The sequence below is a fragment of the Polymorphospora sp. NPDC051019 genome (genome assembly GCF_040683055.1).
Lineage (GTDB): Bacteria > Actinomycetota > Actinomycetes > Mycobacteriales > Micromonosporaceae > Polymorphospora > Polymorphospora lycopeni.
Map to the genome: position 1 here is coordinate 19,190 of NZ_JBFBCH010000003.1, position 26,892 is coordinate 46,081.

Consider the following 26,892-nt stretch of genomic DNA (forward strand, 5'->3'; position numbering starts at 1 on the left):
CGGCCCGCCCCTGGTCGGGCCGGAGGTGGGCGGCGTCGGGCGGCCGGCCGGGTGGACCGCGTACCCTTTGTGGTTGGTCCCTGTCCAGGGACGTCGGGAGGTTTCATGAGCGCCGCGTCGGCCACCACGAGCAGGCCCGCGACCCACTCCGTCTGGTCGCGGCTCGAACCGCTGCTGCCCCAGATCGGCAAGCCGATCCAGTACGTCGGCGGCGAGCTGGGCGCGGTGGTCAAGCAGTGGGAGGACACCGCCGTCCGCTGGGCGCTGATGTATCCCGACGCGTACGAGGTGGGGCAGCCGAACCAGGGCGTCCAGATCCTCTACGAGGTGCTCAACGAGCTGCCCGACGTGCTGGCCGAGCGGACGTACGCGGTCTGGCCGGACCTGGAGCGGCTGATGCGGGAACACGAGGTCCCGCAGTTCACCCTCGAGGCGCACCGGTCGGTGCGGGCCTTCGACCTGTTCGGGGTCTCGTTCTCGACCGAGCTGGGCTACACCAACCTGCTCACCGCGATCGACCTCGCCGGCATCCCGCTGCTCGCCGCCGACCGGGGCGACGACGACCCGGTGGTGCTGGCCGGTGGGCACGCCGCGTTCAACCCCGAGCCGATCGCCGACTTCATCGACGCGGCCGTGCTCGGTGACGGCGAGGAGGCCGTACTCGAGATCACCGCGATCGTGCGGGAGTGGAAGGCCGAGGGGTCGCCGGGCGGCCGCGACGAGCTGCTGCTGCGGCTGGCCCGCACCGAGAGCGTCTACGTGCCCCGGTTCTACGACGTCGACTACCTGCCCGACGGGCGGATCCGGCGGGTGGTGCCCAACCGGGCGGACGTGCCGTTCCGGGTGCACAAGCGGACCACGATGGATCTCGACGCGTGGCCGTACCCGAAGAAGCCGATCGTGCCGCTGGCCGAGACGGTCCACGAGCGCTACGCAGTCGAGATCTTCCGGGGCTGCACCCGGGGCTGCCGGTTCTGCCAGGCCGGCATGATCACCCGGCCGGTACGCGAGCGGTCGATCACCACGGTCGCCCAGATGGTCCACGACGGGCTGGAATACTCCGGCTTCTCCGAGGTCGGCCTGCTCTCGCTGTCGTCGGCCGACCATTCCGAGATCGGCGACATCTGTTCCGGGCTGGCCGAGCAGTACGAGGGCACCAACGTCTCGCTGTCGCTGCCCTCGACCCGGGTCGACGCGTTCAACATCGACCTGGCCCAGGAACTGTCCCGCAACGGCCGGCGGACCGGCCTGACCTTCGCCCCCGAGGGCGGGTCGGAGCGGATCCGCAAGGTGATCAACAAGATGGTGTCGGAGGAGGACCTGATCCGCACCGTCGTCACCGCCTACAGCAACGGCTGGCGGCAGGTGAAGCTCTACTTCATGTGCGGGTTGCCCAGCGAGACCGACGAGGACGTGCTCCAGATCGCCCGGCTCGCCCACGAGGTGATCAAGGCCGGCCGGGCGGCGACCGGCTCGAAGGACATCCGCTGCACGGTCTCCATCGGCGGGTTCGTGCCCAAGCCGCACACCCCGTTCCAGTGGGCGTCGATGCAGACCCCGGAGGTCATCGACAACCGGCTCAAGCTGCTCAAGCAGGCGATCAACAGCGACCGTTCGCTGGGCCGCGCGATCGGCTTCCGCTACCACGACGGCGAACCGTCGCTGATCGAGGGCCTGCTGTCGCGCGGCGACCGCCGGGTCGGCGCGGTGATCCGCCGGGTCTGGGAGGACGGCGGGCGCTTCGACGGCTGGAGCGAGCACTTCTCCTACCAGCGCTGGGTCGACGCCGCCGCCAAGGTGCTGCCGGAGTTCGGGGTCGACCTCGACTGGTTCACCACCCGCGAGCGCGAGGAACTGGAGGTCCTGCCCTGGGACCACCTCGACTCCGGGCTCGACAAGGACTGGCTCTGGCAGGACTGGCAGGACGCCATGTCCGGCTACGAGCAGGACGACTGCCGTTGGACGCCGTGCTTCGACTGCGGGGTCTGCCCGTCGATGGACACCGAGATCCAGATCGGCCCGACCGGGCGCAAGCTGCTGCCGATCACGCCGGTCAACCCGGGCCTGAAGGTGCCGACCGCGGGCTGAGTCTCGGCCCCACCTTCTCAAGGAGCAGGAAGATCAGTAGGAAACCACAGCCGGAAGGCGGCCAGGCGCCGGTGGTCCAGCGGATCCGGATCCGCTACGCCAAGCGCGGGCCGCTCCGGTTCACCTCGCACCGCGACTTCGCCCGCGCCTTCGAACGGGCGCTGCGCCGCGCCGGCGTACCGATCGCGTTCTCGCAGGGGTTCACCCCCCACCCGAAGATCTCCTACGCCAGCGCGGCGCCGACCGGGGTGGCCAGCGAGGCCGAATACCTGGAGATCGGGCTGCGGGAGACGGTCGATCCGGTTGAGCTGCGGCTGGCGCTCGACGCGGCGTTGTCGCCGGGCCTGGACGTCCTCGACGCCGTCGTGGCGAGCGGTGGCAGTCTCGCCGACAGGATCGACGCGTCGCACTGGCGGATCGAGTTGCCCGAGGTCGGCGATGCGGTTGCCCGCGCCGCGGTGACCGCTTTCACGTCCGCGTCCGAGGTGCTGGTCGAGCGCATGACGAAGCAGGGCAGACGTACCTTCGACGCCCGTGGCGCGGTCCACCGGCTGGAAGTGATCGAGGTGCGCGAGGCACCTTCCGAGGTCACAGCCGTACCGTGTGCGATACTCGACCTAGTCGTACGGCAGGTGACCCCCTCCGTGCGACCCGATGACGTTCTAGCTGGCCTCCGCGTGGTGGCCGACCTGGAGCCGCCGGTATCGCCACGGGCGACCCGGCTGGCGCAGGGCACGCTGACCGCGCAGGGGGACGTCGCGGATCCGTTGGAGGCGGACCGCGTCGGAGCGCTCATCGGTGAACGCTAGCCGGATTCCGGTCGGCGGTCAGTAGCCAGACTTCGGCGGCCAGGTGCACCTCACGGCCGCCGGAAACACCTTTGCGGCAACCCTGCGTGGCAGCGCTCACCCGCGCCCGGGGCAGCCAGAACTGGAGAACGTCCATGCTCGACAACGAGCCCGAGGGCGGCGAACGGACCGGATCACAGCCGGTCGCGGAAACCGCTGAAACCACACCCGTCCGCCGTACCCGTACGACCCGTCGGCGGACCGCCGCCGCCACCGAAGCCGCCGCGGAGCAGCCGGCCGGCGCCGAACCGGCCCCGGCCGCCGACCTGCCGGCGGAACAGCCGCCGGTCAAGGCGGTACGCCGCCGCCGCAAAGCGGCCGTAGCGGAACAACCCGACGATACGGGTGTGTCTCCGCAAGAAGTCACGAACACTCCGAATGTTAGCGATTCGGGCGCCGCCGAGGCTGCCGCCGTACCGGTGAAGGCGACCCGGACCCGCCGCAAGAAGGCCGTACCGGCCGCCGCCGAGGCTCCGCCGGCGGCCGCCGAAGCTCCCGCCGCCGGTTCGGTCAGCACGGACCCGGCCCCGGTCGGCGCCGTCGGTGAGCCGGTCGTCCCACCCGCGCCCGACGCGACCTCATCCGCGCCCGACGCGACCCCGCCGGCCGAGGCCGCCGAGCCGGTCGAGGAGGCCCCCCGGACCCGCCGCCGTCGGGCCGCCCTGTCGGCACCGACCGTGCTGTTCATGGCCCCCGAACCGGAGGAGCAGCCGAAGCCGCGGCGCCGCCGGGCCGCGGCCGAGCCGGTCGAGGAGGCCCCCTCGCCCGTCGAGCCCGCCGCCGCACCCGACGCCGAGGAGGAGGCGGCCACCGAGGTCGCCGAGCCGACCCGCCGCCGGCGGCGCGGACGCCGTACCGCCGAGGTCACCGAGGCGGTGACCGAGGAGGAGGAGGCCGCCGCCGAGGACGAGGAGGAGGCCGCCGCCGAGGCCGAGGCCGACGAGGAAGACGAGGACACCGACGAGACCGGCGCGATCCGCCGCCGGCGCCGGCGCGGCCGGCGCGGTCGCGGCCGGGGCAAGGGCGGCGCCGACGAGGGCGACGAGGACGAGGAAGAGGCCGCCGAGGCGCAGGCCGACGAGGACGAGGAGACCGACGAGGGCGACGAGGGCGAGGGGCTGACCCGCCGCCGCCGTCGGCGCCGTCGCAAGGGCGCCGGAGACGCCGAGTCGGGCGCCGACGACGGCGTACACACCGTCGTACGCATCCGCGAGCCGCGCCGGACCACCGACGAGGTGCAGGGCGTCTCCGGCTCCACCCGGCTGGAGGCCAAGCGGCAGCGCCGCCGGGACGGACGCGAGCAGCGGCGTACCCGTCCGCCGATCCTGAGCGAGTCGGAGTTCCTGGCCCGCCGCGAGGCGGTCGACCGCGTGATGGTCGTACGGCAGCGCGGCGACCGCACCCAGATCGCCGTCCTCGAGGACGGCGTCCTGGTCGAGCACTACGTCACCCGGGCGTCGGCCGGCACGATGGCCGGCAACGTCTACCTCGGCAAGGTGCAGAACGTCCTGCCCAGCATGGAGGCGGCGTTCGTCGACGTCGGCCGGGGCCGCAACGCCGTGCTCTACGCCGGCGAGGTCAACTGGGACAGCACCGGTCTGGAGGGCCGGGCCCGGTCGATCGAGCAGGCCCTGCGCTCCGGCGACTCGGTGCTCGTACAGGTCACCAAGGACCCGATCGGCCACAAGGGCGCCCGGCTGACCAGCCACATCGCGCTCTCCGGCCGGCACCTGGTCTACGTACCCGGGGGCAACGCCTCGGGGATCAGCCGAAAGCTGCCCGACAACGAGCGCAAGCGGCTGCGCGACATCCTCAAGAAGCTGATCCCGGAGGGCGCGGGCGTCATCGTCCGCACCGCGGCCGAGGGCGCCACCGAGGACGAGTTGGCCCGTGACGTGAAGCGGCTCCAGGCGCAGTGGGAGGACATCCAGGCCAAGGCCGCGCAGGGTGGTGCGCCCGCGCTGCTGTCCGAGGAGCCCGACCTGGTCATCCGGGTCGTCCGGGACCTCTTCAACGAGGACTTCCGTGAGCTGGTCGTGCAGGGCGACGACGCCTACGAGATGGTGGAGTCCTACCTGGCGCACGTCTCGCCGGACCTGGTGAACCGGCTGCGGCGGCACACCGCCGTGGCCGACGTCTTCGCCGAGCTGCGCATCGACGAGCAGATCCTCAAGGGGCTGGACCGCAAGGTGTTCCTGCCCTCCGGCGGCCACCTGGTGATCGACCGCACCGAGGCGATGACCGTGGTCGACGTCAACACCGGCAAGTACACCGGTGCGGGCGGCAACCTGGAGGAGACGGTCACCCGCAACAACCTGGAGGCGGCCGAGGAGATCGTGCGCCAGCTCCGGCTGCGCGACCTCGGCGGCATCGTGGTCATCGACTTCATCGACATGGTCCTGGAATCCAACCGTGAGCTGGTGCTCCGCCGGCTCACCGAGTGCCTCGGCCGGGACCGCACCAAGCACCAGGTCACCGAGATCACCTCGCTCGGCCTGGTGCAGATGACCCGTAAGCGGATCGGTGCGGGGCTGCTGGAGGCGTTCAGCGAGACCTGCGACTGCTGCAAGGGCCGGGGACTGATCATCCACACCGAGCCGGTGCCGGAGAAGCCCAAGAGCGGCGGCGCCGCGGATCGGGTCAAGGCGGTCGCCGCGGCCCCGGCCGCGCCGACGACGACCACCGCGCCGGCCCCGGCCGCCACCACCTCCGGTACCACCCGGCGCCGGGGGCGCAAGGTCACGGTCGCCGAGCCGGCGCCGCCGCCGGTGTCGGAGTACGAGGACACCATGGGCTACGACCTCTCGCGCTACGAGACCGAGACGTCCAACGGCGTGGTGGAGACGCCACCGGTGGAGCCGACCCGGCTGGCCGGTGCCGACGATCCCGACGCCGTCGACGAGGCGGGCGAGGACGACGACGAGGCGGGCTCGACCGGGCGGCGCCGTGCCCGCCGGGGCGGCACCCGGCGCCGTACCCGGCCGTAGCACCCGCGGCCGGTACGGCTGTGCCGGCTGTCGGCCGGTGTGCCACACGGGATGTGAACGGGCGGCCTGAGCTGCCCGTTCACCCCCGGAGCCGGTGCCAGCGGCGCTACGCTGTCCTCACCAAGGTCAACTGTTGATCCCTCCGGCCCGCGGGGGCCGCCGGGTGGTTGTGGAAACCCCCGCGCCACCCGGCGTCCTTCCCCGCCGGCCGGAGGCGGTGCCGCCGGCGGTCGCCGCGGCGGAGCCGGCGGGCGGCGCGGGCGTGCCGCGACGCCCGGCTCGGGTTAGGGTCGGGCGGGGCCGCGGGTGGATCGACCCGGGCCGGTCCCGACGCCCACCCCCTCCGGGAGACCAACACATGCGACGCCTGCTGGCCGCCGCCACGCTCGCCGCCACCCTCCTCCTCGGCGCCGGCTGCTCCGGTGACGAACCCGCCGCGGCCCCGTCCCCGGGCGGCACCGGGTCGGCCACCCCGACCGCCGCCACCCCGTCCGCCGACCCGACCGGCACGCCCTCGGTAGAGGGATCGCAGCCGGGGTCCGCTCCCGCACCCGGCACGTCGGTGGCACCGGCCGGCGGCAACGCCCGCGAGGTCTGCGAGACGGCCAGCAAGGCCGCGGCCGGCGCGGCCGACACCTACATCACCCAGCTGGGCGCGATGATGCAGGCGACCGCCTCCGGCGACACGGCCGCCGCCGACGCGGCGCGTACGAAGGCCGAGGCGGCCCTGAAGAGCTGGTCCGGGGCAATGCGTGAGCAGGCCGGCCGGGCCACCGACGCCCGGCTCAAGGCGGTGCTGGGGGAGATCGCCACCGAGGTCGACTCGATGAAGGCCGACGTGACGAGCGTCGACGGTATGAAGCTCGACGAGTTGCAGCAGCGCCTGGACGCGCTCTGCGGCAACTGACCCCGGCCTCCGGGCAGGGCCGGTTTGGGAGCCGGGACGGCCATGGCGTACGCTAACCTGCGGCGCACCTGCGTGCGCAAGGTTGTCGCGTGCCTACTTCCGAGTGTGGCCACCGAACAGCCACCAGTCATCCGCCAGCAGCCAACGACAGGAGTCCGCGTCCCATGTACGCGATCGTCAAGACCGGCGGCAAGCAGTACAAGGTCGCCGAGGGCGACGTGATCGAGGTCGAGAAGCTCGCTGGTGCCCCCGGCGACGCGGTGAAGCTGTCCGCGGTGCTCCTCGTCGACGGTGACGACCTGGTGACCGACGCGGCGAAGCTTGCCGAGGTCGAGGTGTCCGGCGAGATCGCCGCGCACACCAAGGGTCCGAAGATCCGGATCCACAAGTTCAAGAACAAGACCGGCTACCACAAGCGCCAGGGTCACCGCCAGCCGCTGACCCAGGTCAAGGTGACCGGCATCTCCAGCGGGAAGTAGGCGTCCAGATGGCTCACAAAAAGGGTGCGTCCAGCTCGCGTAACGGTCGTGACTCTGCGGCCCAGCGGCTCGGCGTCAAGCGTTTCGGTGGGCAGGTGGTCAGCGCCGGCGAGATCCTGATCCGTCAGCGCGGCACCAAGTTCCACCCGGGCGACCTGGTCGGCCGTGGCGGCGACGACACGCTGTTCGCCCTGGCCGCGGGCGCGGTCCAGTTCGGCACCAAGCGGGGTCGCAAGACCGTCAGCATCGTGCCGGCACAGCAGTAGCTTCTTCGTCGAAGCGGGCCGCGGACACCGTCCCGGCCCGCTTCCGCGTTTCCCAAGGTTGAGAGGATTACGTCGTGGCGACGTTCGTTGACCGGGTCGTCCTGCACCTGCAGGCCGGCGACGGCGGGCACGGCTGTGTCTCCATCCACCGGGAGAAGTTCAAGCCGCTCGGCGGCCCGGACGGCGGCAACGGCGGCCACGGCGGCAGTGTGTCGCTGGTGGTCGATCCGCAGGTGCACACCCTCCTCGACTTCCATTTCCGGCCGCACGTCAAGGCCGAGAACGGCAAAGGCGGCGCGGGTGCGAACCGCGACGGGGCGAACGGCACCGACCTCGTCCTGAAGGTGCCCGACGGCACCGTCGTGCAGACCTCCGACGGCGAGGTGCTGGCCGACCTCGTCGGCGCCGGCACCACCTTCCACGTGGCCCAGGGTGGGCGCGGGGGCCGGGGCAACGCCTCGCTGGCCAACTCCCGTCGCAAGGCGCCCGGCTTCGCCGAACTCGGTGAGCCCGGTGACCGGCTCGACGTCGTCCTCGAACTGAAGAGCGTCGCCGACGTCGGCCTCGTCGGCTTCCCGTCGGCCGGCAAGTCGTCGCTGATCTCGGTCATCTCCGCGGCCAAGCCGAAGATCGCCGACTACCCGTTCACCACGCTCGTACCCAACCTCGGTGTGGTGCAGGCCGGCGAGCAGACGTTCACCGTCGCCGACGTACCGGGGCTGATCCCGGGGGCGGCCACCGGCAAGGGGCTGGGCCTGGAGTTCCTGCGCCACATCGAGCGGTGCTCGGTGCTGGTGCACGTGGTCGACGCGGCGACCATCGAACCCGGCCGCGACCCGCTCGCCGACATCGACGCGATCGAGGCCGAACTGGAGGCGTACGGCGGGCTCGCCGACCGACCCCGGCTGGTCGTGCTCAACAAGATCGACGTACCCGACGGGCGCGACATGGCCGACATCGTCCGGGCCGACGTCGAGGCGCGTGGCCTGCGGGTCTTCGAGACCAGCGCGGCGACCCGCGAGGGGCTGCGCGAACTGAAGTACGCGATGGCGGAACTGGTCACCCAGGCCCGGGTGCGGGAGGTGCCGGCCGAGGCCACCCGCATCGTGATCCGCCCGACGGCGGTCGACGACGCCGGGTTCACCATCGAGCAGGCCGCCGACGGCGCGTTCGTCGTCCGTGGTCCCCGACCCGAACGCTGGGTGCGCCAGACCAACTTCGACAACGACGAGGCGGTCGGGTACCTCGCCGACCGGCTGGCCCGGCTCGGCGTCGAGGACCAGCTCGGAAAGTCCGGCGCGGAGCCCGGCAGCCTGGTCCGGATCGGCGACCGCGAGTTCGACTGGCAGCCGACCCAGTACGCAGGCGCCGAATTCGTACCCGGTGCGCGGGGCACCGACGTGCGGCTGGAGGAGCGGTCCGGCCGGGCCACGGCGGCCGAGCGGCTCGCCGCCCGCAAGGCCCGCCGCCAGCGGTTCGAGGACCGGCTGGAGCAGCCGGCGGAGCGGGACACCGACGCGGAGTCGTAGCCGGCCGGGCGGCGCGGGGGTGGTACCGACGCCGATCTGTCTCGGGCGGGCCGGGGAAGGTCCATACTCGGGCAACCTTCCGGAAATCAGACCCTCCTACAGTTGGTCCGTGTTGATCGAGCGTCGCGCGCCCACCGACCCCGAACTCGCCGCCCTGGTGACCACCCAGCAGCGTGAGCTGCGCGAAGCCGACGGCGGGCTGGACGGGCAGGTGTTCATGCCGCACGACGACGCCCGCTACCTGGCCGGGGTCGTCGACGGCCGGACCGTCGCCTGCGGTGCCGTCCAGGCGCTCGACGCGCAGACCGCCGAGATCAAACGCATGTACGTCCGGCCGGCGTACCGCCGGCGGGGCCTTGCCCGTCAGCTCCTCACCGCACTGGAGGAACTGGCGTACGAGTCCGGGCACACGACCGTACGGCTGGAGACCGGGGTGTATCTGCCGGTCGCGATCGGGCTCTACCTCTCCGCCGGCTACGAGAAGATCCCGGTGTACGGCGAGTACGTCGACAACCCGTACAGCGTGTGCTTCGAGAAGCGGCTGCCGGTGCCGGCCTGACCTTTCAAGGGGCCGGCCGGCCTTCCGGCTCAGGCGACGTCGAACTCGCCGTCCTGGGCACCACCGACGAACGCCTCCCACTCCGAGCGGGTGAACACCAGCACCGGACCGTCGGGGTCGGCGGAGTTGCGCAGGCCGATCAGGTCGTCGACGAAGGCGACCTCGACGGCGCCCTGCGAGGCGTCGCCCTCCGCGCGCTGCCACACCGCCCGGGACAGGTCGAAGTCGCCCTTCGGATGCTCGGTGACGGTGGTTTCCTGCTGTACGTGATCGGTCACGGGGGTCAGGCTATACGTATCCCGGTTGCGGTGTGGGGCAGGATGTTGGGATGACCAGCCTCACGAGGGCCGAAGCCGCCGACCGCGCCGAACTGCTCACCGTCGAGTCCTACGACATCGATCTCGACCTGACCACGGGGGACACCCGTTTCCGGTCGACGACGACGATCCGGTTCCGCGCCGCCCGGCCCGGCAGCGCCACGTTCGTCGAGGTCAAGCCGGCGGAACTGCGCTCGGTACGGCTCAACGACACCCCCGTGGACGCGGCCGGTCTCGACGGCAACCGGCTGCCCCTCTCCGGCCTGCGGGCCGAGAACGTGCTCGTCGTCGAGGCCGAGATGGCATACACCCGTACGGGTGAGGGGCTGCACCGGTTCGTCGACCCGGCCGACGGCGAGACCTACCTCTACGCGATGTCATTTCTGGACGACGGGCAGCGGATCTTCGCCAGCTTCGACCAGCCCGACCTGAAGGCGCCGGTCACCCTGTCGGTCACCGCACCGCAAGGCTGGGTCGTGGCCGCCAACGGCGCGCTCGACGGCACGGTCACCGACGGCCGCCGGCGGTTCGTGACGACCCGGCCGCTGGCGACGTACCTGGTGTCGCTGATCGCCGGCCCCTACCACGCCCGGCACGACGAGCACGACGGCATACCGCTGGCGATCTACTGTCGACGGTCGCTCGCCGCGCACCTGGACAAGGACGCCGACGAGATCTTCACGGTCACCAGGCAGTGCCTCGACCGGTTCCACCAGCTCTTCGACGTGCGCTATCCGTTCGGCAAGTACGACCAGGCGTTCGTGCCCGAGTTCAACGCCGGTGCGATGGAGAACCCCGGGCTGGTCACGATCCGCGACGACTACGTCTTCCGGTCGGCGGTCACCGACAGCCAGCGCGAGCTGCGGGCCTGCACCATCGCGCACGAGATGGCCCACATGTGGTTCGGCGACCTGGTCACCATGCGCTGGTGGGACGACCTGTGGCTCAACGAGTCGTTCGCCGAATACCTCGGCAGCCGGGTGACCGCCGAGGCGACCCGGTTCACCGCCGCCTGGACCACCTTCGGCCTGCGCCGAAAGGGCTGGGGGTATGCCGCCGACCAGCGCCCGTCGACCCACCCGGTGGCGCCCGAGGAGGTCGCCGACTCCGCGCAGGCGCTGCTCAACTTCGACGGCATCTCCTACGCCAAGGGCGCCTCGGTGTTGCGGCAGCTCGTCGCCTGGGTCGGTGACGAGGCGTTCCTGGCCGGGCTCAACGCCCACTTCGCCGAGCACGCGTACGGCAACGCCACGCTCGCCGACCTGCTCGCCGCTCTCCGCCGGGCCGGCGGCCGGGACCTGTCCGGCTGGGCCGCCGCCTGGCTGCGCGAGGCGCAGGTCAACACGCTGCGCGTCGAGGCCGAGGTGGACGGTGCCGGCCGCTACGGCGAGGTCGCCGTCGTGCAGACCGCTCCGGCGAGCCATCCGGTGCTGCGTCCACACCGGATCGGGCTCGGCCTCTTCGACCGCTCCGGCACCGGTGTCGTGCTGCGTGAACGGCTCGAGATCGACCTCGACCCGGCCGTCGACGGCGGACGTACGGTCGTCGAGGGGTTGCGTGGCCAGCCGGCCGCCGACCTGCTGTTGCCGAACCACGGCGACCTCACCTACGCCAAGGTGCGCCTCGACCCGGCGTCGGCCGCGGCCGTACCGCTGATCCTGCCGCTGCTCGACGACTCGCTGGCCCGCGCGGTGCTGTGGACCGAGATGATCGAGGCGGTACGCGACGCGGAGCGGCCGGTCGGCGACCTGGTCGCCCTGGTCCTCGCCGCGCTGCCGGTGGAGACCGAGGCCGTCGTGGTGGAGGACGTGCTGTGGGTGGCCGGCCGGTTCATCGACCGCTACCTCGACCCGGCGGGCCGGTCGGTCGCGCGTGGTCTCGTCGCGCAGGCGTGCGACCGGCTCCTCGCCGGTGCCGCGCCCGGCGGATCGGTGCAGTTGGCGGCGGCGCACGGGCTGATCGCGGCGGCCGACGACCCGGCCCGGCTGGCGGCCTGGCTGGCCGGCGACGGGGTGCCGGCCGGCATCGAGGTCGACGACGACCTGCGCTGGATGCTGCTCCACCGGCTGGCGGTGTTCGGCGCGGTCGACCAGGCGGCGATCGACGCCGAGGCGGCCCGGGACCGCAGCGCGGCGGGGGCCGAGTGGGCGGCCAGGTGCACGGCCGCCCGGCCGGACCCGGCCGCCAAGGAGCGGGCGTGGCGGGAGATCGTCGGTGACCTCGAACTGTCGAACCGGTTGATCGAGGCCCGGGCGGCGGGGTTCTGGCAACCCGAGCAGGTCGAGCTGACCGGGTCCTACGTGGAGCGGTATTTCGCCGAGATGCCGGAGATGGCGCGGGTCCGTACGCCGTGGGTGGCGGACGAGATCGCGCAGCTGGCGTTTCCGGCGTACGCGGTCGACCCGCGGACCCGGGAACTGGCGGCGGCCCTGCTGGCCCGCGACGACATCGAGCCGGGCCTGCGCCGGATGGTGACCGACGCCGACGACGACCTGCGCCGGGCCCTGGCGGCCCGGACCGGCCGCTGACCCCGGTGGTCGCCCGCGCGCCGCGGGCGACCACCGTTCGGAGATCGGCCTGCGATCGCCCGCGCGCCGGGCGGACCGTGACGGGCGACACTGGGCCGAGTGGTCGAAGATCGGCCTACGATCGGTGGCGTGGCGGACGGCACGCGGCGGATCGGGATCATGGGTGGCACGTTCGACCCGATCCATCACGGACACCTCGTGGCGGCCAGTGAGGTCGCCGACCGCTTCGGGCTCGACGAGGTCGTCTTCGTGCCGACCGGGCAGCCGTGGCAAAAGGAGGACGTGCCGGTCAGCCCGGCCGAGGACCGCTACCTGATGACGGTCGTCGCCACCGCCTCGAACCCGCGTTTCCAGGTGAGCCGTGCCGACGTCGACCGGGACGGGCCGACGTACACCGTCGACACGCTGCGGGACCTGCGGGCCGAGTACGGCCCCGACACCCGCCTCTTCTTCATCACCGGTGCCGACGCCCTGGAGAAGATCCTCTCCTGGAAGGACACCGACCAGATGTTCGAGCTGGCGCACTTCATCGGGGTGACCCGGCCGGGCTTCGAACTGTCCGCCGCCCACCTGCCCGACGACGCGGTCAGCCTGGTGCGGGTGCCGGCGATGGCGATCTCGTCGACCGACTGCCGGGCGAGGGTCGCGGCGGGCAAGCCGGTGTGGTACCTGGTGCCGGACGGGGTTGTGCAGTACATCGCAAAACGACGCCTTTACCAGACGTGATTCGCCCTTCTCATCCCGTTTGTCCCGAGTAACCGAGCGGCTGCCGGCCGGTCTCATGTGAGAGGCTAGACGGGTCTTACGCTCGACCAGAAGGAGAACGGTGACAGTTTCCGACCGCGCCCGCGAACTCGCGCTGGCTGCCGCCCAGGCCGCCGCCGACAAGAAGGCGCAGGACGTCGTCATCATCGACGTCGGGGACCAGCTCGTCATCACCGACGCGTTCCTGCTCGCCTCGGCGCCCAACGAGCGCCAGGTGATCGCCATCGTCGACGCGATCGAGGAGCGCCTGCTGAACCTCCCCGAAAAGGCCAAGCCCGTACGCCGTGAGGGTGAACGGTCCGGCCGGTGGGTGCTGCTCGACTACGTCGACGTGGTGATCCATGTGCAGCACTCCGAGGAGCGGGAGTTCTACGCCCTGGACCGGCTGTGGAAGGACTGCCCGACGATCCCGTTCGTCGACCGCGACCTCGTCGACGCCGAGGCGGGTGCCGGCGAATGACCCGGCTGCTGCTGTGGCGGCACGGCAACACCGACTGGAACGCGGTCGACCGGGTGCAGGGCCAGACCGACACCGCCCTCAACGACCTGGGTCGCGAGCAGGCTCTCGCCGCCGCGCCGCTGCTGGCCGCCATGCGGCCGGACGCGATCGTCGCCAGTGACCTCCAGCGGGCGCGGGACACCGCCGACACCCTGGCCGCCCTGACCGGCCTGCCGGTCGGCGCCGACCCCCGGCTGCGGGAGCGCCACTACGGCCTGTTCCAGGGGCTCACCTCGCCCGAGATCGCCGAGCGCTACCCGGCCGAGTACGCCCGTTGGCGGTCCGGTGACCAGTCGCCCGGCTGCGAGGTCGAGAGCCTCGACGACATGGGCAAACGGATGGCCGAGGCGTTGCAGGCGGCCGCCGACGTCAACCCGGGCGGCACGGTCGTGATCGCCACCCACGGCGGCGCCGCCCGCCAGGGCATGGGGCACCTGCTCGGCTGGCCGACCTCGATCCTGCACACCGTCGGCCCGCTCCAGAACTGCCACTGGACCGAGCTGCGCCTCGAAGCCGGCCGGGGCTGGCGGTTGCGCGCCCACAACGTCGGCGTCAACCCCGCGACCACCATCCCCGCCGGCATCTGACCCGGCCCACACCACGCCTTCCGGGCCGCTTGCCGCCGTTCACCCGATCGGCGACGGCGGCCCGGATCGGCTACGGTGCCGGAATGTCCGTCGCGGTCGTCACCGACTCCACCGCATACCTGCCGGTCGAGTTGGCCGGCGCCCACGACCTGACCGTCGTGCCGTTGTCCGTGGTCGTCAACGGTGTGGACGGCAGGGAGGGCATCGACATCAGCACCGGCCAGGTTGCCCGGGCCCTGACCGCGCGGCGCGCCGCGGTCACCACCTCGCGCCCCGCCCCCGAACAGTTCGTCGAGACCTACCGGCGGCTGCTCGACGGGGGCGCCACGGCGGTGCTCTCGGTGCACCTGTCCGCCGAACTGTCCGGCACCGTCGACGCCGCACGGATCGCCGCCGCCGAGATCGGTGAGCGGGTGGCCGTCGTCGACGCCCGGTCGACCGGGATGGGACTCGGCTTCCCGGCGCTCGCGGCCGGCGCGGCCGCCGACCGCGGCGCCGACCTCGACCGGGTACGGCAGGTCGCCCTCGACACGATCGACCGCACCAGCACCCTGTTCTACGTCGACACCCTGGAGTTCCTTCGCAAGGGTGGCCGGATCACGGCGGCCTCCGCACTGCTCGGCACCGCGCTGTCGGTCAAGCCGATCCTGCACGTCGTCGGCGGGGCGATCGTCATCCGGGAGAAGGTTCGTACGCCCAGCCGCGGGCTGGCCCGCCTCGTCGACCTGGCCGTCGAGGCGGCGGCCGACGCCGAGGTGGACGTGGCGGTGCACCACTTCGCCGCGCCGGAACGGGCCGCCGGCCTCGCCGAGGCGCTCACCGGCCGGCTGGGGGAGCGGCTGCACGACGTGTACGTCACCGAGATCGGGGCGGTCGTCGCCGCCCACGCCGGTCCGGGACTCGCCTGCGTCGTCGTCCACCGCCGTCCCTGAGCGGCCCTCTCCCGCCGCCATAGCAGAGAACCGCATGATCAGGGCGTCGTCCACAGGGGGCCCGGTCGTCCACAGGCCGGCATCTCGGGACCACCGGATCCCGGCCCGCCGCCATAACGTCGCCGCGTGTCCGACGATGACGAGACGGTCGTACGGCAGCGCCTGTTGCGCCTGGCCGACAGCGGGGACGGGCCCGATGCCGACGTACGCCCGCCGTTCCTGGACCCGTTGCGGCAGCCGCTGCGGGTCATGTCACCCGAGCACGATCCGTGGCCCGGTGATCCGCCGGCGGCGCTGACCGCCGGTGCGGCACCGGCCGGGGACACCGTCTCCGCCCGGCGCCCGGGTCCGACGAGCCCGCCGTCCGACCGGCTTGCCCGCCCGGCCGGCCTCGCGACCGACCGGCGTGCCGGGCCGACGGGGACCGGGCCGACGGGGGCCGGGCCGGAGCCGCCGGTCGAATGGCCCGGTGAGGACGCCGACCCGCCGCCGGACCGGTCCGACGATCCGGGGGAGTGGCCGTGGCGGCTCCGCGACCGGTGGGCCGCCGGTGACCCGGCGCCGGGCGGTGTGACCGACCACCGGGCCGGCCCGCCGCCCCTTCCGGCGCGGACACCGGCGTGGGATGCGGAGACCGACTCACCGCCCTCCGACGCGCCGGACGGGACGCGGCCGAGCCGACTCGGCGGCGCCCGGGCGTTCGATCCGGGGCGGCGGGGAGTGAAGGCGCTCGCGGCCGTCGCGGCGGTGGTGGTCGCCGTGGCCGCCGGGTGGGCCTGGTGGGCGCGGCCACGGGAAGAGCCGGTGGTGTCCGCGTCGATGGACCCGACCGTCGTGGACGCCCCCGCCGAGCCGGGCACGTCACCGGCCGCGACGGAGGTGGTGGTCGCCGTCGCCGGCCGGGTGCACCGTCCCGGCCTGGTCCGGCTGCCCGCCGGGTCCCGGGTCGCGGACGCCCTCACCGCCGCCGGTGGTGCGCTACCCGGAGTCGACGTCGCGCTGCTCAACCTCGCCCGCAAGCTGGTCGACGGGGAACTGATCCTGGTCGGTGTCACCGCACCGCCCGGTGCCGAGGACGCGGCCGGCGCCCCGGTGGGCGGGGGCGCGCCAGCGGCGCCGGGCGGGAAGCTCAACCTCAACACCGCCACCCTCGCCCAGTTGGACGGTCTGCCCGGGGTGGGGCCGGTGCTGGCACAGCGCATCCTCGACGCCCGTGAACGGCGTGGCGGCTTCCGCAGCGTGAGCGATCTGCGGCAGGTCGACGGGATCGGGGACAGCCGCTACGACGAACTGAAGGACCTGGTGACGGTGTGAAGGCCGGCGACAGGGAAGACCGGCCCGCCGCCGACCCGCCCGACCTGAGACTGGCGGGATTCGCGGTGGCGACCTGGATGTCGGCCCTGGGGGCGCTCCACTGGCCGCTGGCGGTCACCGTCGCGGTCGCGGCGGGAGCCGTACTGGCCACGCTGCTCCTGCTCCTCGGGCCGGCGGCGTCCGGGCCGCTGACGGCCGTGTCGTTGGCGTCCGGGCCGGCGGCACCGGTCGACCGGGCGCCGCTGACCCACCGGTGGTTCCGGCGGCACCGGCCCGACCACCGGCTCTGGATCGCCGTTTCGGTGCTGCTGGGCCTGCTCTGCGGCAGCGCTGCGGCGGGCGCCCGGGTCGCCGTCCGCGACGCGGGGCCGGTCACCGGTCTCGTTGCCGGCCGGGCCCCGGTAACGGTCGAACTGGTCGTACGCGACGATCCCCGGCCACTCACCGGGGCCGCCGGTCGGCCTCCGCTCTACCTCGTTCGGGCACAGACCTCCTGGATCCGGTCCGACGAGGGCGGCCGGATCGACGTCCGCCTGCGCCTGCTCGTGCTGGCCACCGACGCCGGCTGGCGGCACCTCCTGCCGGGGCAACGGCTGACCGCCACCGGTCGGCTTGCGCAGTCGCGCGGCGGCGACCTGCACGCCGCCGTACTCAACACCGGCACCGCGCCGGTCCTGGCCGGCGAGTCGTCGTGGGCGCAGCGTGCCGCCGGATCCCTGCGGACCGGCCTCCAGCGGGCCTGTGCGCCGTTGCCGGTCGAACCCGGTGGCCTGCTGCCCGGCCTGGTCGTCGGTGACACCAGCCGGCTCGACCCGGCGGTCGAGGAGGACTTCCGGGCCACCGGCATGACACACCTGGTCGCCGTGTCCGGATCGAACGTCGCGATCGTGGTCGGGCTGGTGCTGCTGCTGGCCCGCTGGGCCCGCGCCGGACCGGGGCTCGCCGCCGCCGCGTGCACCCTGACGCTGGTCGGCTTCGTGATCCTGGCCCGGCCCTCGCCGAGCGTCGTACGCGCCGGCACGATGGGCGCCATCGCGCTGATCGGGCTGGCGATGGGCCGGCCCCGGGCCGCGCTGCCCGCCCTCGGCGCCGCGGTGACGGTGCTGGTCGTCTACGACCCCGAACTGGCCGGCGATGCCGGGTTCGCCCTGTCCGTACTCGCCACCGGCGGCCTGCTGCTGCTCGCACCCCGGATGCGGGAGGCGCTGCGCCGGCGCGGAACCCCGGCCTGGCTCGCGGACGCGCTCGCGGTGCCGGCCGCCGCCCAGCTCGCCTGCGGACCCGTGGTGGCAGGCCTTTCGGGCACGGTCAGCCTGGTGGCCGTACCGGCGAACCTGCTGGCGGTTCCGGCGATCGCGCCGGCCACCGTGCTCGGCGTCGCCGCCGCCGTGGTGTCCCCGCTCTGGCCGGCCGGGGCCGAGTTCGCGGCCTGGCTCGGCGGCTGGCCGGCGTGGTGGCTGGTCGTCGTGGCCCGCTACGGCGCCCGCGCCCCGGCCGGCACCCTGCCCTGGCTCGACGGTGTCGTCGGCGGCCTGTCGTTGGGCCTGCTCACCCTCGTGGTGGTGCTGCTCGCGCGGCACCCGGCCGTACGGCGACTGCTGGCGGTCGGTGTGGCAGCGGTGGTCGTCGGGGCGTTGCCGGTGCGCCTGGTCGCCCCGGGCTGGCCGCCGTCGGGCTGGGTGGTCGCCATCTGCGCGGTCGGTCAGGGCGACACGGCCGTACTCCCGATCGCGACGGGGCGTGCGGTCGTGATCGACGCCGGGCCGGATCCGGCAGCGGCCGACCGCTGCCTGCGCCGCCTCGGGATCCGGGAGGTGTCGCTGTTGGTGATCAGCCATTTCCACGCCGACCACGTGGCCGGCCTCGACGGTGTGCTGCGCGGTCGCCGGCTCGGGGCGGTGGTCACGACCGGGTGGCCGGAGCCGGTCGCCGGCCACGACGCCGTGGCCCGGGCCGCCGCCGCCCGGGGCGTCGGCCCACGCCCGGTCGCGGCCGGCTGGCGGTTCGCGGCCGGACGGGTGGAACTCACCGTGGTCGGCCCGCCGGAGCGGCTTTCCGGCACCCGGTCCGACCCCAACAACAACTCGCTCGTCCTGCGGGCCCGGGTCGGCGCGGCCACCATGCTGTTCACCGGCGACGCCGAGGAAGAGGAACAGCGGGCGCTGCTCGAGCGACTCGGCCCGGCCGGTCTGCGGGCGCGGTTGCTCAAGGTCCCCCACCACGGGTCGGTCTACCAGGACCCACAGTTCCTGGCGGCGGTCGACCCCGCGGTCGCCCTGGTGTCGGTCGGGGTCGGCAACGACTACGGCCACCCGAACCCCGCCCTGCTCGCGATGCTTGCCCGGGGTGGTGCCCGGGTGCTGCGTACCGACCTGGACGGCGACCTCGCGGTGGTCGTCGGTGAGCGGGGGCTCGCGGTGGTCGTACGCGGCCCCGACCACCAGGCCGACTGACCCGATCGGCGCGGGTGAATTGTCGGGATTGGCGCTGGGTGATCCCTCGAACACGCAGAAGAGGTGAGCGAACGCGGCCCGGCCAGGGGCGTGCGACGATGTCCGGCGTGACTCCCACCGGCCCTGCTCCGATCGTGCTCGTCCTCGGCGACGAGGAACTGCTCGCCAACCGCGCGGTCACCCGGACCGTCGCCGACGCCCGGGCGGCAGACCCCAACCTCGACGTACGGGAGTACGAGGCCGGTTCGGTGGCACCCGGTGAGGTCGCCGAGATGCTCAGCCCCTCGTTGTTCGGCGGCCGGCGGGTGCTGGTCCTGCGGGCCGGGCAGGACGCCCGCAAGGACCTGGTGACCGTCCTGCTCGCCTACGCCAAGAACCCGGATCCCGACGTCACCCTCGTGGTCGCCCATCTCGGCGCGGCCAAGGGCAAGGCGTTCGCCGACGGGCTGCGCGCCGCCGGCGCCACCGTCGTTCCGGTGCCGAAGATCAAGAAGGAGAAGGAGCGGATCGCGTTCGTCCGCGACGAGATCCGCGGCGGTGGCGGGCGCTGCACCGAGGAAGCCGCCGAGACGCTGGTCGCCGCCGTCGGTAACGACCTGCGCGAACTGGCCGCCGCCTGCTCGCAACTGCTGGCCGACACCGACGGCCGGATCGGCGCCGACACCGTGGCCCGCTACTACCGCGGCCGGGCCGAGGTGAGCGGCTTCACCGTCGCCGACGCGGCGATGGTCGGCGACGTTCCCGGCGCGCTCGAAGCGCTGCGGTGGGCGCTGCACGTCGGGGTCGACCCGGTGCCGATCGCCGACGCCATCGCCGACGGGGTGCGCACGGTGGCCCGGGTCGCCTCGGCCGGCCGGGGCAGCTCCTTCCAGTTGGCGAGCAGTCTCGGCATGCCGCCGTGGAAGGTCGAGCGGGCTCAGCGCCAGGGCCGCGGCTGGAGTCCGGAAGGGCTCGCCGACGCGATGCAGGCCGCCGCCGAGTGCAACGCCGCGGTCAAGGGCGGTGCCGACGATCGGGCGTACGCCCTCGAACGGGCGGTCTTCGCCGTCGCCGCCGCACGACAGGGAAGCGGGGGGCGATGACGGCCGACCTACCGGCCGACACCTCGGCCGACCGGGAGACGCGTCCGCTCTACGCCCGGCTGCTCCGCCTGAAGCATCTCAACCCCAGTGGGGCCTTGTGCTTCTGCTTTCTCGAGGGCACCGTCGCGCTCGGCCTCCTGCTCGCGCTCGCCGAGCTGGTGTCCCCGTGGGCGATACCCGTCCTGCCGCTCGTCGTCGCCGCCATGGTGAAGCTCAACGACGTGGTCGCGGGCGCGGTCGTCCGGTCGGCGCAGCAGGTGCCCGACCGGGAGCGGGCCCGCTTCCGCCTGGAGCGGGAATCGGTGGTGGGGCGGGCCGCGGTCGCCAGGACGGAGCCGGCCCGCCCGGGTGCGGTGACCGGCAAGGTGTCGATGGACACCGTCCGGGGCGCCGGCGCCCCGGACGGCACCGGACCGACGGCGGCAGACCCGGTCGGCGGACCCGTTCGGCCGGCGGTCGAGGACGACGCCCGGTACGGTGACGACCCGGCCCGCCACACCGGCCGGACGAACGCCGTCGGGCCGGGGGCCGCGGAATCAGCCGCGGCGGGTCGTCCAGCGCGCCACGAGACGGCGACCGACGGGCGCGGACGCGGTGGCACGACGGCCGGCGGAAGCGAGTGGTTCTCCACCGGGCCGTCGACGGCCGGCCGCACGGGTACGGGCTCGTACGCCGTCAACATGCACCCGACGGAGCCGCTGGAGAATCGGCCGCCGCAGTCCTGGCCGGCCGGTATCGAGGAGCCGGGCACCGCGGAGCAGCGAGCCCGCCAGTCCGGCAGCCACCGCTACGAGTAGTCCGGGCGTGCGGGCCGGATGGCCGTGTCCGTCCGTGGCGGGTCGGCCGTGTCTCGTCGGCCGTGGCGCGTCCGTGTAGCGCGCACCGCGACCGACACCCGTCATACCGGCAGCCCGCCCGCCGGCCCGTCCGCACCGGTGTCTGTTCGGCGCCACAGCGAATTCGCTGTTCTTACGCCGAATTCGCTGTGGTCTCCGACGGCGATGTCCGCTCGGACGGCGGGCGCGTCGGCCTAGATCGTCGTGATCAGGGAGTTCGCACCTCGGCACGCCGACGACACGCCCGTCGAGGTCCCTGATCACGCGGATCTTGGGGAAGAGGGCCGGGAGCCGGGTTGCTGCTTGCGGCCGCCGGTGGCCAGGTCGACGGCACCGAGACGACGAACTTGCCGATCCGGGCCGCCCGTTCCCCCGGCTGACCACCCACCCACCTGCGATCGGCCCACCCACCGGCCTTCGGCGCCACTCGAGGGCCGGTGGCTCCGAAGTGGACGATCGGTCGCAGCACGACGGCGCCGACCGGATCCGATCCGGTCGGCGCCATCAGAGCTTGTGGGTGCGTCGAACCCGTCAGGCGGAGAGCGAGTTCAGGCGCTTGGCAATGGCCGACTTGCGGTTGGCCGCCTGGTTCTTGTGGATGACGCCCTTGCTCGCGGCCTTGTCGAGCTGGCGCGAGGCGTCGAGCAGGAGCGCGGTCGCCTTCTCGGTCTCGCCGGCCTCGGACGCCTCGTGGAACTTGCGGATGGCGGTCTTCAGCGACGACTTGACCGACTTGTTACGCAGCCGGCGCTTCTCGTTCTGCCGGTTGCGCTTGATCTGGGACTTGATGTTCGCCACGCGACAGCCTCGTCCTGGTAGTTCGGGTTGGTTGACTCGGGCGTAGGCGACGATCAACAGCAACCGACAGTCGAACGATCAACGGTCGAGCGATCAACGGTCGAGGTTGTTGCAGCATTCATCGCCACACGCGAAGAGCCAGGTTACCAGGTGGCCCGGCGACGAGCCAAAACGGTCCGGCTCCGGGGGCCGCCCCGCCGGCGGGGCGGCGGGGCGGCGGGGCGGACGTGGTCAGCGCCAGCCCTGGCGGTCGGCCAGCCAGTCCAGGGCGGTCGTACCGCTCCACCGCTGATGAGGGCGCAGGTGCGGGGAGCCGCCGGTGGGCGCGGCGGCCGCCCGGCTCAGCCAGTAGCCGCAGAGCGCGGCGAGGGCCGCGTCGAGAGCTTCCGGAGGCGCGTCCCGGCCCGTCGGATGTCGGGCGAACAGCGCGTCGGCGTCGAGCCCGCTGGCGTACGCGGTGACCAGCAACGTCACCGTGTCGAACCAGGCGGGTCCGTGGCACAGCCAGTTCCAGTCGACGAACCACGCGGCTCCCCGACCGTCGATCAGCACGTTGTCGACCCGCAGGTCGCCGTGGACGAGGCCGGGGGCGGTCAGGTGGCCGGGCAGTTGGGCTTCGAGGGCGGCGAGTTCGCCGACCAGGGGGTGGGCGTACGGCGGCGTGGTGGCGGGCAGCGGCTCCCGGCCGGCGGTGATCTCCTGCCACCAGGACAGGTCTTCGCGGGCCAGGTCGGCCATTGCGGGCAGCCCGCCGGCCACCAGTTCCGGAGGCGCCTCGCGCAGGGCGGCGGCGGTGGTCGCCCAGGCGGCGAGGGTGGCGTCGAGGTCGGCGGGCCGCCAGGGCAGCGGCGGCATCTGCCCGTCGACCGCGTCGAAGCAGATCACGTAGTGCCCGGCGGTGGTCAGGGTCCAGCGGGGGCGGGGCGCGGCGACCGCCGGTGGCAGTAGGGCGGTCACGGCCGCCTCGTGCGCGTACCAGTCGCTGAGGTGGCGCTGCTCGACCAGGTCGGCGGCCTTGACGAAGACCCGGTCGCCGCCGGCGAGGTCGAGCACGGCGGCGAAACCACGGGTGAAGCCGCCGGTCGCGGGGGTTGCCCAGGTGACCTGGGTGCCGAGGCGCGCGGTGATCGCCGCCCGCAGGTCCGCCGGCAGGTCCGCCCACCGTGGACGGACGGCGGTCGCGTCGTACGACACCGGGGGCAGCGAGGTGACACGCATGGCACCATTCTGCCCGGCCGGCACCGGTGGGCCCGGCGGCCGAATGTCCCGGCTCCGCGTCGCGGCCTGGCAGACTCCCTCGTCATGAGCGAGCGAGTCGGCGGGCCGGTGGCGCCCGGTGGCCGGGTAGAGATCGGTGGCCGGGTAGAGATCGGTGGTCGGGCGGAGACCGGTGGCCGGGTAGAGATCGGTGGCTGGGCAGAAGCCGGTGGCCGGGCAGAAGCCCGTGGCCGGGGAGAAAGCGGGCGGCGGTCGTGAACACGGAGCGGTTCTGGTCGGCGGTCGACCTGGCCCGGCGTGGTCCGGACGGAGCGGCCGGCCCGGCCGGGGGTGAGCCGGCCGACGCCGCGCCGGCCGAGGTGGCGGCCCGGCTGGTCGAGGTCCTGGCCGCGGCGGCGCCGGAGACGATCGTGGCCTGGGACAGGCATCTGGACCGGGTGCTGGGCGCGTCGGCGAAGGTCGACCTGTGGGCGGCGGCCTACCTGATCAACGGCGGCTGCTCCGACGAGGGGTTCGACCACTTCCGGGGCTGGCTGGTGGCCCAGGGGCGGCGGACGCTGGCCGAGGCGGTGGCCGATCCGGATTCGCTGGCCGGCGTGCCGGCGGTGCGGCGGGCCGCGTCGACGGGGGCGGAGCTGGGCTGCGTGGAGATGCTCCGGGCGGCCGGCGCGGCCTACCACAGACTGACCGGTGCGGACCTGCCCCGGCCGGGTGCCGGACCGGCGCGGCCGGGGTTCGACGAGTTCTGGGACTTCGACGACGAGGACGAGATCCGGCGGCGCCTGCCGCGCCTGGCCGTGCTCTTCACCGAGCCGCCCGAGGAGTGATCCGGGCCCGCCCAGGAGTGATCCGACCGCCCGCAGGCCGGCATGGGAACATAGGGGGTGGCCGGCACCGGTGCCGACCCTTGCCGACGCCGAGACGGCGACCAAGACCGCACCGAGCCGGACCAAGCCCGACCACGCGAACGAGACCCGACCAGACCACGCAACGAGAACGGACGCCCGTGCCACCGACGCCCGACCCCGGCGCGAACCTGCCCGGTGCCACCGACCCGGCCCGCATCAGGAACTTCTGCATCATCGCGCACATCGACCACGGCAAGTCCACCCTGGCCGACCGGATGCTCCAGCTCACCGAGGTCGTCGACCCCCGGCAGATGCGCGCGCAGTATCTCGACCGGATGGACATCGAGCGTGAGCGCGGCATCACGATCAAGAGCCAGGCGGTCCGGATGCCGTGGACCATCCGCGAGGGCGACCGCAAGGGCGAGACCGCCGTACTCAACATGATCGACACGCCGGGCCACGTCGACTTCACGTACGAGGTGTCGCGCTCGCTGGCCGCCTGCGAGGGGGCCATCCTGCTGGTCGACGCCGCGCAGGGCATCGAGGCGCAGACGCTGGCCAACCTCTACCTGGCGCTCGAGAACGACCTGCACATCATCCCGGTGCTGAACAAGATCGACCTGCCGGCGGCGCAGCCCGACAAGTTCGCCGAGGAGTTGGCGCACCTGATCGGTGGCCGGCCGGAGGACTGCATCCGGGTGTCGGGCAAGACCGGTGAGGGGGTGCCGCACCTGCTCGACGAGATCGTGCGGCAGTTCGTCCCGCCGGTGGGCGACGCCGACGCACCGGCCCGCGCGATGATCTTCGACTCGGTCTACGACGTCTACCGGGGCGTGGTCACCTACATCCGGGTGATCGACGGGAAGATCGAGGCCCGCGAGCGGATCAAGATGATGTCGACCGGGGCGGTGCACGAGCTGCTGGAGATCGGGGTGATCTCGCCCGAGATGGTCAAGGGCGGGGCGCTCGGGGTGGGCGAGGTCGGCTACCTGATCACCGGGGTGAAGGACGTCCGGCAGTCCCGGGTCGGTGACACGGTCACCATCAACTCGCGACCGGCGACGGAGGCCCTGGGCGGCTACAAGGACCCGAAGCCGATGGTCTACTCCGGGCTCTACCCGATCGACGGATCCGACTATCCGGCGCTGCGGGACGCGCTCGACAAGCTGAAGCTCAACGACGCGGCACTCGCCTACGAGCCGGAGACCAGTGCCGCGCTGGGCTTCGGTTTCCGCTGCGGCTTCCTCGGCCTGCTGCACCTGGAGATCATCGCCGAGCGGCTGGAACGCGAGTTCAACCTCGACCTGATCTCCACCGCGCCGAACGTCGTCTACCGGGTGATCACCGAGGAGGGCGACGAGGTCACGGTGACCAACCCGAGCGAATACCCGACCCGCAAGATCGCCGAGGTCTACGAGCCGGTGGTCCGGGCGACGGTGCTGACCCCCAACGACTACGTCGGTGCCGTGATGGAGCTGTGCCAGGGCCGGCGGGGCAGCCTGCTCGGCATGGACTACCTGTCGGCCGACCGGGTCGAGCTGCGCTACACGCTGCCCCTCGCCGAGATCATCTTCGACTTCTTCGACCAGCTCAAGAGCCGTACGAAGGGTTACGCCAGCCTCGACTACGAGCCCTCCGGGGAGCAGCGGGCCGACCTGGTCAAGGTCGACATCCTGCTGCACGGCGAGCCGGTCGACGCGTTCAGCGCGATCGTGCACAAGGACAAGGCCTACAACTACGGCACGACGATCGCCTCCAAGCTCCAGAAGCTGATCCCACGGCAGCAGTTCGAGGTGCCGATCCAGGCGGCGATCGGCAGCCGGGTGATCGCCCGCGAGACGATCCGGGCGATCCGCAAGGACGTGCTCTCCAAGTGCTACGGCGGTGACATCACCCGTAAGCGCAAGCTGCTGGAGAAGCAGAAGGAAGGCAAGAAGCGGATGAAGATGGTCGGCCGGGTCGAGGTGCCGCAGGAGGCGTTCATCGCCGCGCTGTCCACCTCCGACGGCGACGGCGGCAAGGGCGGCGGCAAGAAGTGATCCCGCGGGCGTACGGGCCGGACGCCCGCTTCTGCCCGCGGTGTGCCGCAGCCCTGCCGACCGCCCCGCCCGGCGGGTGCGGCGATTGTGGCTACCAGTTCTTCGTCAACGCCCGCCCGACGGCGAGCCTGATCGTGCTCGACGGCGACCGGTTCCTGGCCCTGCGCCGGGCCGCCGAGCCGCGGGCGGGCCGCTGGGAGACGCCGGGCGGTTTCTGCGACGGTGCCGAGCACCCGGCCGCCGCCGCGGTGCGCGAGGGACGGGAGGAGTTGGGCGTCGAGGTGACCCTCGGTGCCTTCGTCGGCATGTACGTCGGCAGCTACGACTACCAGGGCGAGACGCTGCCCGTACTCGACTGCTTCTACCTCGCGTCGATCCGCGACGGCGCGGTGACCCTGGACCCGGCAGAGTCGTCGGAGCTGGCCTGGTTCGACCTGTACGCACCGCCTGAGCTGGCGTTTCCGACGATGGACGCGGCGATCCGGGATGCGGCCCGGATCGCCCGGTGATCAGCCGGTTTGGATGTTCGAGGGGTCGGGAACTACACGTCACGACGACGTGAAAACGAATCCCCTCGAAGGAGGCGACCATGACGGTCACCGGAATTATCACCGCTCTCATCGTCGGTCTGATCATCGGCGCGCTCGGCCGCCTGGTCGTACCAGGCCGCCAGAACATCCCGATCTGGCTGACGATGCTGATTGGTGTCGGTGCGGCGCTGCTCGGTACCGTGATCGCGCGGGCCGCCGGCATTGCCACCTCGACCGCCGGAATCGACTGGGCGGAGCTGTTGATCCAGGTGGTGCTCGCCGCGATCGGTGTCGCGCTGGTTTCCGGAATGGGTGGCGGTCGCCGCCGCGTGACCCGTTGACGGTCTGCGGCTCGCCGCGACAAATCAAACGTAGAGGCGCCAGGCCGGCCGGCCTGGCGCCGCTACGTTTCTTCCCGGGGCCCCCCGGGAATTGACCCGGACGAACCCCAGGAGGAAAAGAAAAATTACAAATATGGTGCGG

22 protein-coding genes and 2 pseudogenes are annotated in these 26,892 nt (G+C 72.9%); 21 read left to right on the forward strand and 3 right to left on the reverse strand.

Annotated features, from left to right (window positions below; genetic code table 11):
* Window positions 1-105 precede the first annotated feature (105 nt).
* From AB0M79_RS07095 to AB0M79_RS07130, 8 genes are all read left to right on the forward strand, one after another.
* Window positions 106-2,088 carry a TIGR03960 family B12-binding radical SAM protein gene (locus AB0M79_RS07095; protein ID WP_364208907.1) on the forward strand — a complete coding sequence of 661 codons (1,983 nt, stop codon included), beginning with the start codon at window positions 106-108 and terminating at the stop codon, window positions 2,086-2,088.
* 71 nt (window positions 2,089-2,159) lie between these two features.
* Window positions 2,160-2,897 carry a TIGR03936 family radical SAM-associated protein gene (locus AB0M79_RS07100; protein ID WP_364208910.1) on the forward strand — a complete coding sequence of 246 codons (738 nt, stop codon included), beginning with the start codon at window positions 2,160-2,162 and terminating at the stop codon, window positions 2,895-2,897.
* Window positions 2,898-3,031: 134 nt separating this feature from the next.
* Entirely contained in the window at window positions 3,032-5,923 is a 2,892-nt protein-coding gene (locus tag AB0M79_RS07105) for an Rne/Rng family ribonuclease (protein ID WP_364208912.1), read from the forward strand.
* Between the two features lie 358 nt (window positions 5,924-6,281).
* Entirely contained in the window at window positions 6,282-6,830 is a 549-nt protein-coding gene (locus AB0M79_RS07110; RefSeq protein ID WP_364208915.1) for a hypothetical protein, read from the forward strand.
* A 164-nt stretch (window positions 6,831-6,994) separates the two neighbouring features.
* Window positions 6,995-7,309 carry a 50S ribosomal protein L21 gene (rplU, locus tag AB0M79_RS07115; RefSeq protein WP_212821820.1) on the forward strand — a complete coding sequence of 105 codons (315 nt, stop codon included), beginning with the start codon at window positions 6,995-6,997 and terminating at the stop codon, window positions 7,307-7,309.
* A gap of 8 nt (window positions 7,310-7,317) precedes the next feature.
* The gene (gene rpmA / locus AB0M79_RS07120) at window positions 7,318-7,575 is read left to right on the forward strand and encodes a 50S ribosomal protein L27 (protein WP_184536332.1); all 258 of its coding nucleotides are present in this window, start codon (window positions 7,318-7,320) and stop codon (window positions 7,573-7,575) included.
* Between the two features lie 74 nt (window positions 7,576-7,649).
* Window positions 7,650-9,104 carry a GTPase ObgE gene (obgE, locus tag AB0M79_RS07125; RefSeq protein ID WP_364208919.1) on the forward strand — a complete coding sequence of 485 codons (1,455 nt, stop codon included), beginning with the start codon at window positions 7,650-7,652 and terminating at the stop codon, window positions 9,102-9,104.
* Window positions 9,105-9,213: 109 nt separating this feature from the next.
* Entirely contained in the window at window positions 9,214-9,663 is a 450-nt protein-coding gene (locus AB0M79_RS07130; protein WP_364208922.1) for a GNAT family N-acetyltransferase, read from the forward strand.
* A gap of 29 nt (window positions 9,664-9,692) precedes the next feature.
* Here AB0M79_RS07130 and AB0M79_RS07135 read toward each other — a convergent pair whose 3' ends face one another.
* Window positions 9,693-9,941 carry a DUF397 domain-containing protein gene (locus AB0M79_RS07135; protein ID WP_364208925.1) on the reverse strand — a complete coding sequence of 83 codons (249 nt, stop codon included), beginning with the start codon at window positions 9,939-9,941 and terminating at the stop codon, window positions 9,693-9,695.
* 50 nt (window positions 9,942-9,991) lie between these two features.
* Between AB0M79_RS07135 and pepN the strand changes: the two genes are divergently transcribed.
* From pepN to AB0M79_RS07180, 9 genes and pseudogenes are all read left to right on the forward strand, one after another.
* A complete protein-coding gene (pepN, locus tag AB0M79_RS07140) occupies window positions 9,992-12,508 on the forward strand; it encodes an aminopeptidase N (RefSeq protein ID WP_364208928.1) in 2,517 nt (838 codons plus the stop codon).
* Between the two features lie 129 nt (window positions 12,509-12,637).
* Window positions 12,638-13,234: a nicotinate-nucleotide adenylyltransferase gene (nadD, locus tag AB0M79_RS07145; protein ID WP_357543211.1), complete on the forward strand. Its 597-nt coding sequence runs from the start codon at window positions 12,638-12,640 to the stop codon at window positions 13,232-13,234.
* 100 nt (window positions 13,235-13,334) lie between these two features.
* Window positions 13,335-13,733, forward strand: coding sequence for a ribosome silencing factor (rsfS, locus tag AB0M79_RS07150; protein ID WP_357543209.1), 399 nt, complete (start codon window positions 13,335-13,337; stop codon window positions 13,731-13,733).
* A complete protein-coding gene (locus AB0M79_RS07155) occupies window positions 13,730-14,359 on the forward strand; it encodes a histidine phosphatase family protein (protein WP_364208933.1) in 630 nt (209 codons plus the stop codon). The genes rsfS and AB0M79_RS07155 overlap by 4 nt, the downstream gene beginning before the upstream one ends.
* Window positions 14,360-14,442: 83 nt before the next feature.
* Window positions 14,443-15,291: a DegV family protein gene (locus AB0M79_RS07160; RefSeq protein ID WP_364208936.1), complete on the forward strand. Its 849-nt coding sequence runs from the start codon at window positions 14,443-14,445 to the stop codon at window positions 15,289-15,291.
* 675 nt (window positions 15,292-15,966) lie between these two features.
* A pseudogene (locus AB0M79_RS07165) lies at window positions 15,967-16,605 on the forward strand (ComEA family DNA-binding protein); the annotation flags it as partial.
* 77 nt (window positions 16,606-16,682) lie between these two features.
* Window positions 16,683-19,058, forward strand: coding sequence for a ComEC/Rec2 family competence protein (locus AB0M79_RS07170; protein ID WP_364209883.1), 2,376 nt, complete (start codon window positions 16,683-16,685; stop codon window positions 19,056-19,058).
* A 98-nt stretch (window positions 19,059-19,156) separates the two neighbouring features.
* Entirely contained in the window at window positions 19,157-20,140 is a 984-nt protein-coding gene (gene holA / locus AB0M79_RS07175) for a DNA polymerase III subunit delta (RefSeq protein WP_364208939.1), read from the forward strand.
* Window positions 20,137-20,463, forward strand: a pseudogene (locus AB0M79_RS07180) (hypothetical protein); the annotation flags it as partial. The gene holA and the pseudogene AB0M79_RS07180, both read left to right, overlap by 4 nt.
* A 1,044-nt stretch (window positions 20,464-21,507) precedes the next feature.
* Here AB0M79_RS07180 and rpsT read toward each other — a convergent pair.
* Together rpsT and AB0M79_RS07190 are read right to left on the reverse strand one after the other, a co-directional pair.
* A complete protein-coding gene (rpsT, locus tag AB0M79_RS07185; RefSeq protein WP_364208942.1) occupies window positions 21,508-21,774 on the reverse strand; it encodes a 30S ribosomal protein S20 in 267 nt (88 codons plus the stop codon).
* A 231-nt stretch (window positions 21,775-22,005) separates the two neighbouring features.
* Window positions 22,006-22,992, reverse strand: a complete 987-nt coding sequence (locus tag AB0M79_RS07190; RefSeq protein WP_364208945.1) for a phosphotransferase — start codon at window positions 22,990-22,992, stop codon at window positions 22,006-22,008.
* A gap of 254 nt (window positions 22,993-23,246) precedes the next feature.
* Here AB0M79_RS07190 and AB0M79_RS07195 point away from each other — a divergent pair, with 254 nt between their 5' ends.
* From AB0M79_RS07195 to AB0M79_RS07210, 4 genes are all read left to right on the forward strand, one after another.
* Entirely contained in the window at window positions 23,247-23,819 is a 573-nt protein-coding gene (locus AB0M79_RS07195; protein WP_364208948.1) for a DUF4240 domain-containing protein, read from the forward strand.
* Window positions 23,820-23,998: 179 nt separating this feature from the next.
* Window positions 23,999-25,879, forward strand: a complete 1,881-nt coding sequence (gene lepA / locus AB0M79_RS07200; RefSeq protein WP_364208951.1) for a translation elongation factor 4 — start codon at window positions 23,999-24,001, stop codon at window positions 25,877-25,879.
* A complete protein-coding gene (locus tag AB0M79_RS07205) occupies window positions 25,876-26,388 on the forward strand; it encodes an NUDIX domain-containing protein (RefSeq protein ID WP_364208954.1) in 513 nt (170 codons plus the stop codon). Before lepA ends, AB0M79_RS07205 begins: the two co-directional genes overlap by 4 nt.
* A gap of 80 nt (window positions 26,389-26,468) precedes the next feature.
* Complete coding sequence (locus tag AB0M79_RS07210) at window positions 26,469-26,750, forward strand: GlsB/YeaQ/YmgE family stress response membrane protein (protein ID WP_357543161.1); 282 nt, start codon at window positions 26,469-26,471, stop codon at window positions 26,748-26,750.
* Window positions 26,751-26,892: the final 142 nt, after the last annotated feature.

Excerpts from the sequence above, each read along its gene's own strand:
- rplU (WP_212821820.1), top strand. The coding sequence starts at position 6,995 with ATGTACGCGATCGTCAAGACCGGCGGCAAGCAGTACAAGGTCGCCGAG.
- pepN (WP_364208928.1), top strand. The coding sequence starts at position 9,992 with ATGACCAGCCTCACGAGGGCCGAAGCCGCCGACCGCGCCGAACTGCTC.
- AB0M79_RS07210 (WP_357543161.1), top strand. The coding sequence starts at position 26,469 with ATGACGGTCACCGGAATTATCACCGCTCTCATCGTCGGTCTGATCATC.
- rpmA (WP_184536332.1), top strand. The coding sequence starts at position 7,318 with ATGGCTCACAAAAAGGGTGCGTCCAGCTCGCGTAACGGTCGTGACTCT.
- holA (WP_364208939.1), top strand. The coding sequence starts at position 19,157 with ATGTCCGGCGTGACTCCCACCGGCCCTGCTCCGATCGTGCTCGTCCTC.
- AB0M79_RS07155 (WP_364208933.1), top strand. The coding sequence starts at position 13,730 with ATGACCCGGCTGCTGCTGTGGCGGCACGGCAACACCGACTGGAACGCG.
- AB0M79_RS07160 (WP_364208936.1), top strand. The coding sequence starts at position 14,443 with ATGTCCGTCGCGGTCGTCACCGACTCCACCGCATACCTGCCGGTCGAG.
- AB0M79_RS07190 (WP_364208945.1), bottom strand. The coding sequence starts at position 22,992 with ATGCGTGTCACCTCGCTGCCCCCGGTGTCGTACGACGCGACCGCCGTC.
- AB0M79_RS07105 (WP_364208912.1), top strand. The coding sequence starts at position 3,032 with ATGCTCGACAACGAGCCCGAGGGCGGCGAACGGACCGGATCACAGCCG.
- AB0M79_RS07095 (WP_364208907.1), top strand. The coding sequence starts at position 106 with ATGAGCGCCGCGTCGGCCACCACGAGCAGGCCCGCGACCCACTCCGTC.
- AB0M79_RS07110 (WP_364208915.1), top strand. The coding sequence starts at position 6,282 with ATGCGACGCCTGCTGGCCGCCGCCACGCTCGCCGCCACCCTCCTCCTC.
- AB0M79_RS07170 (WP_364209883.1), top strand. The coding sequence starts at position 16,683 with ATGTCGGCCCTGGGGGCGCTCCACTGGCCGCTGGCGGTCACCGTCGCG.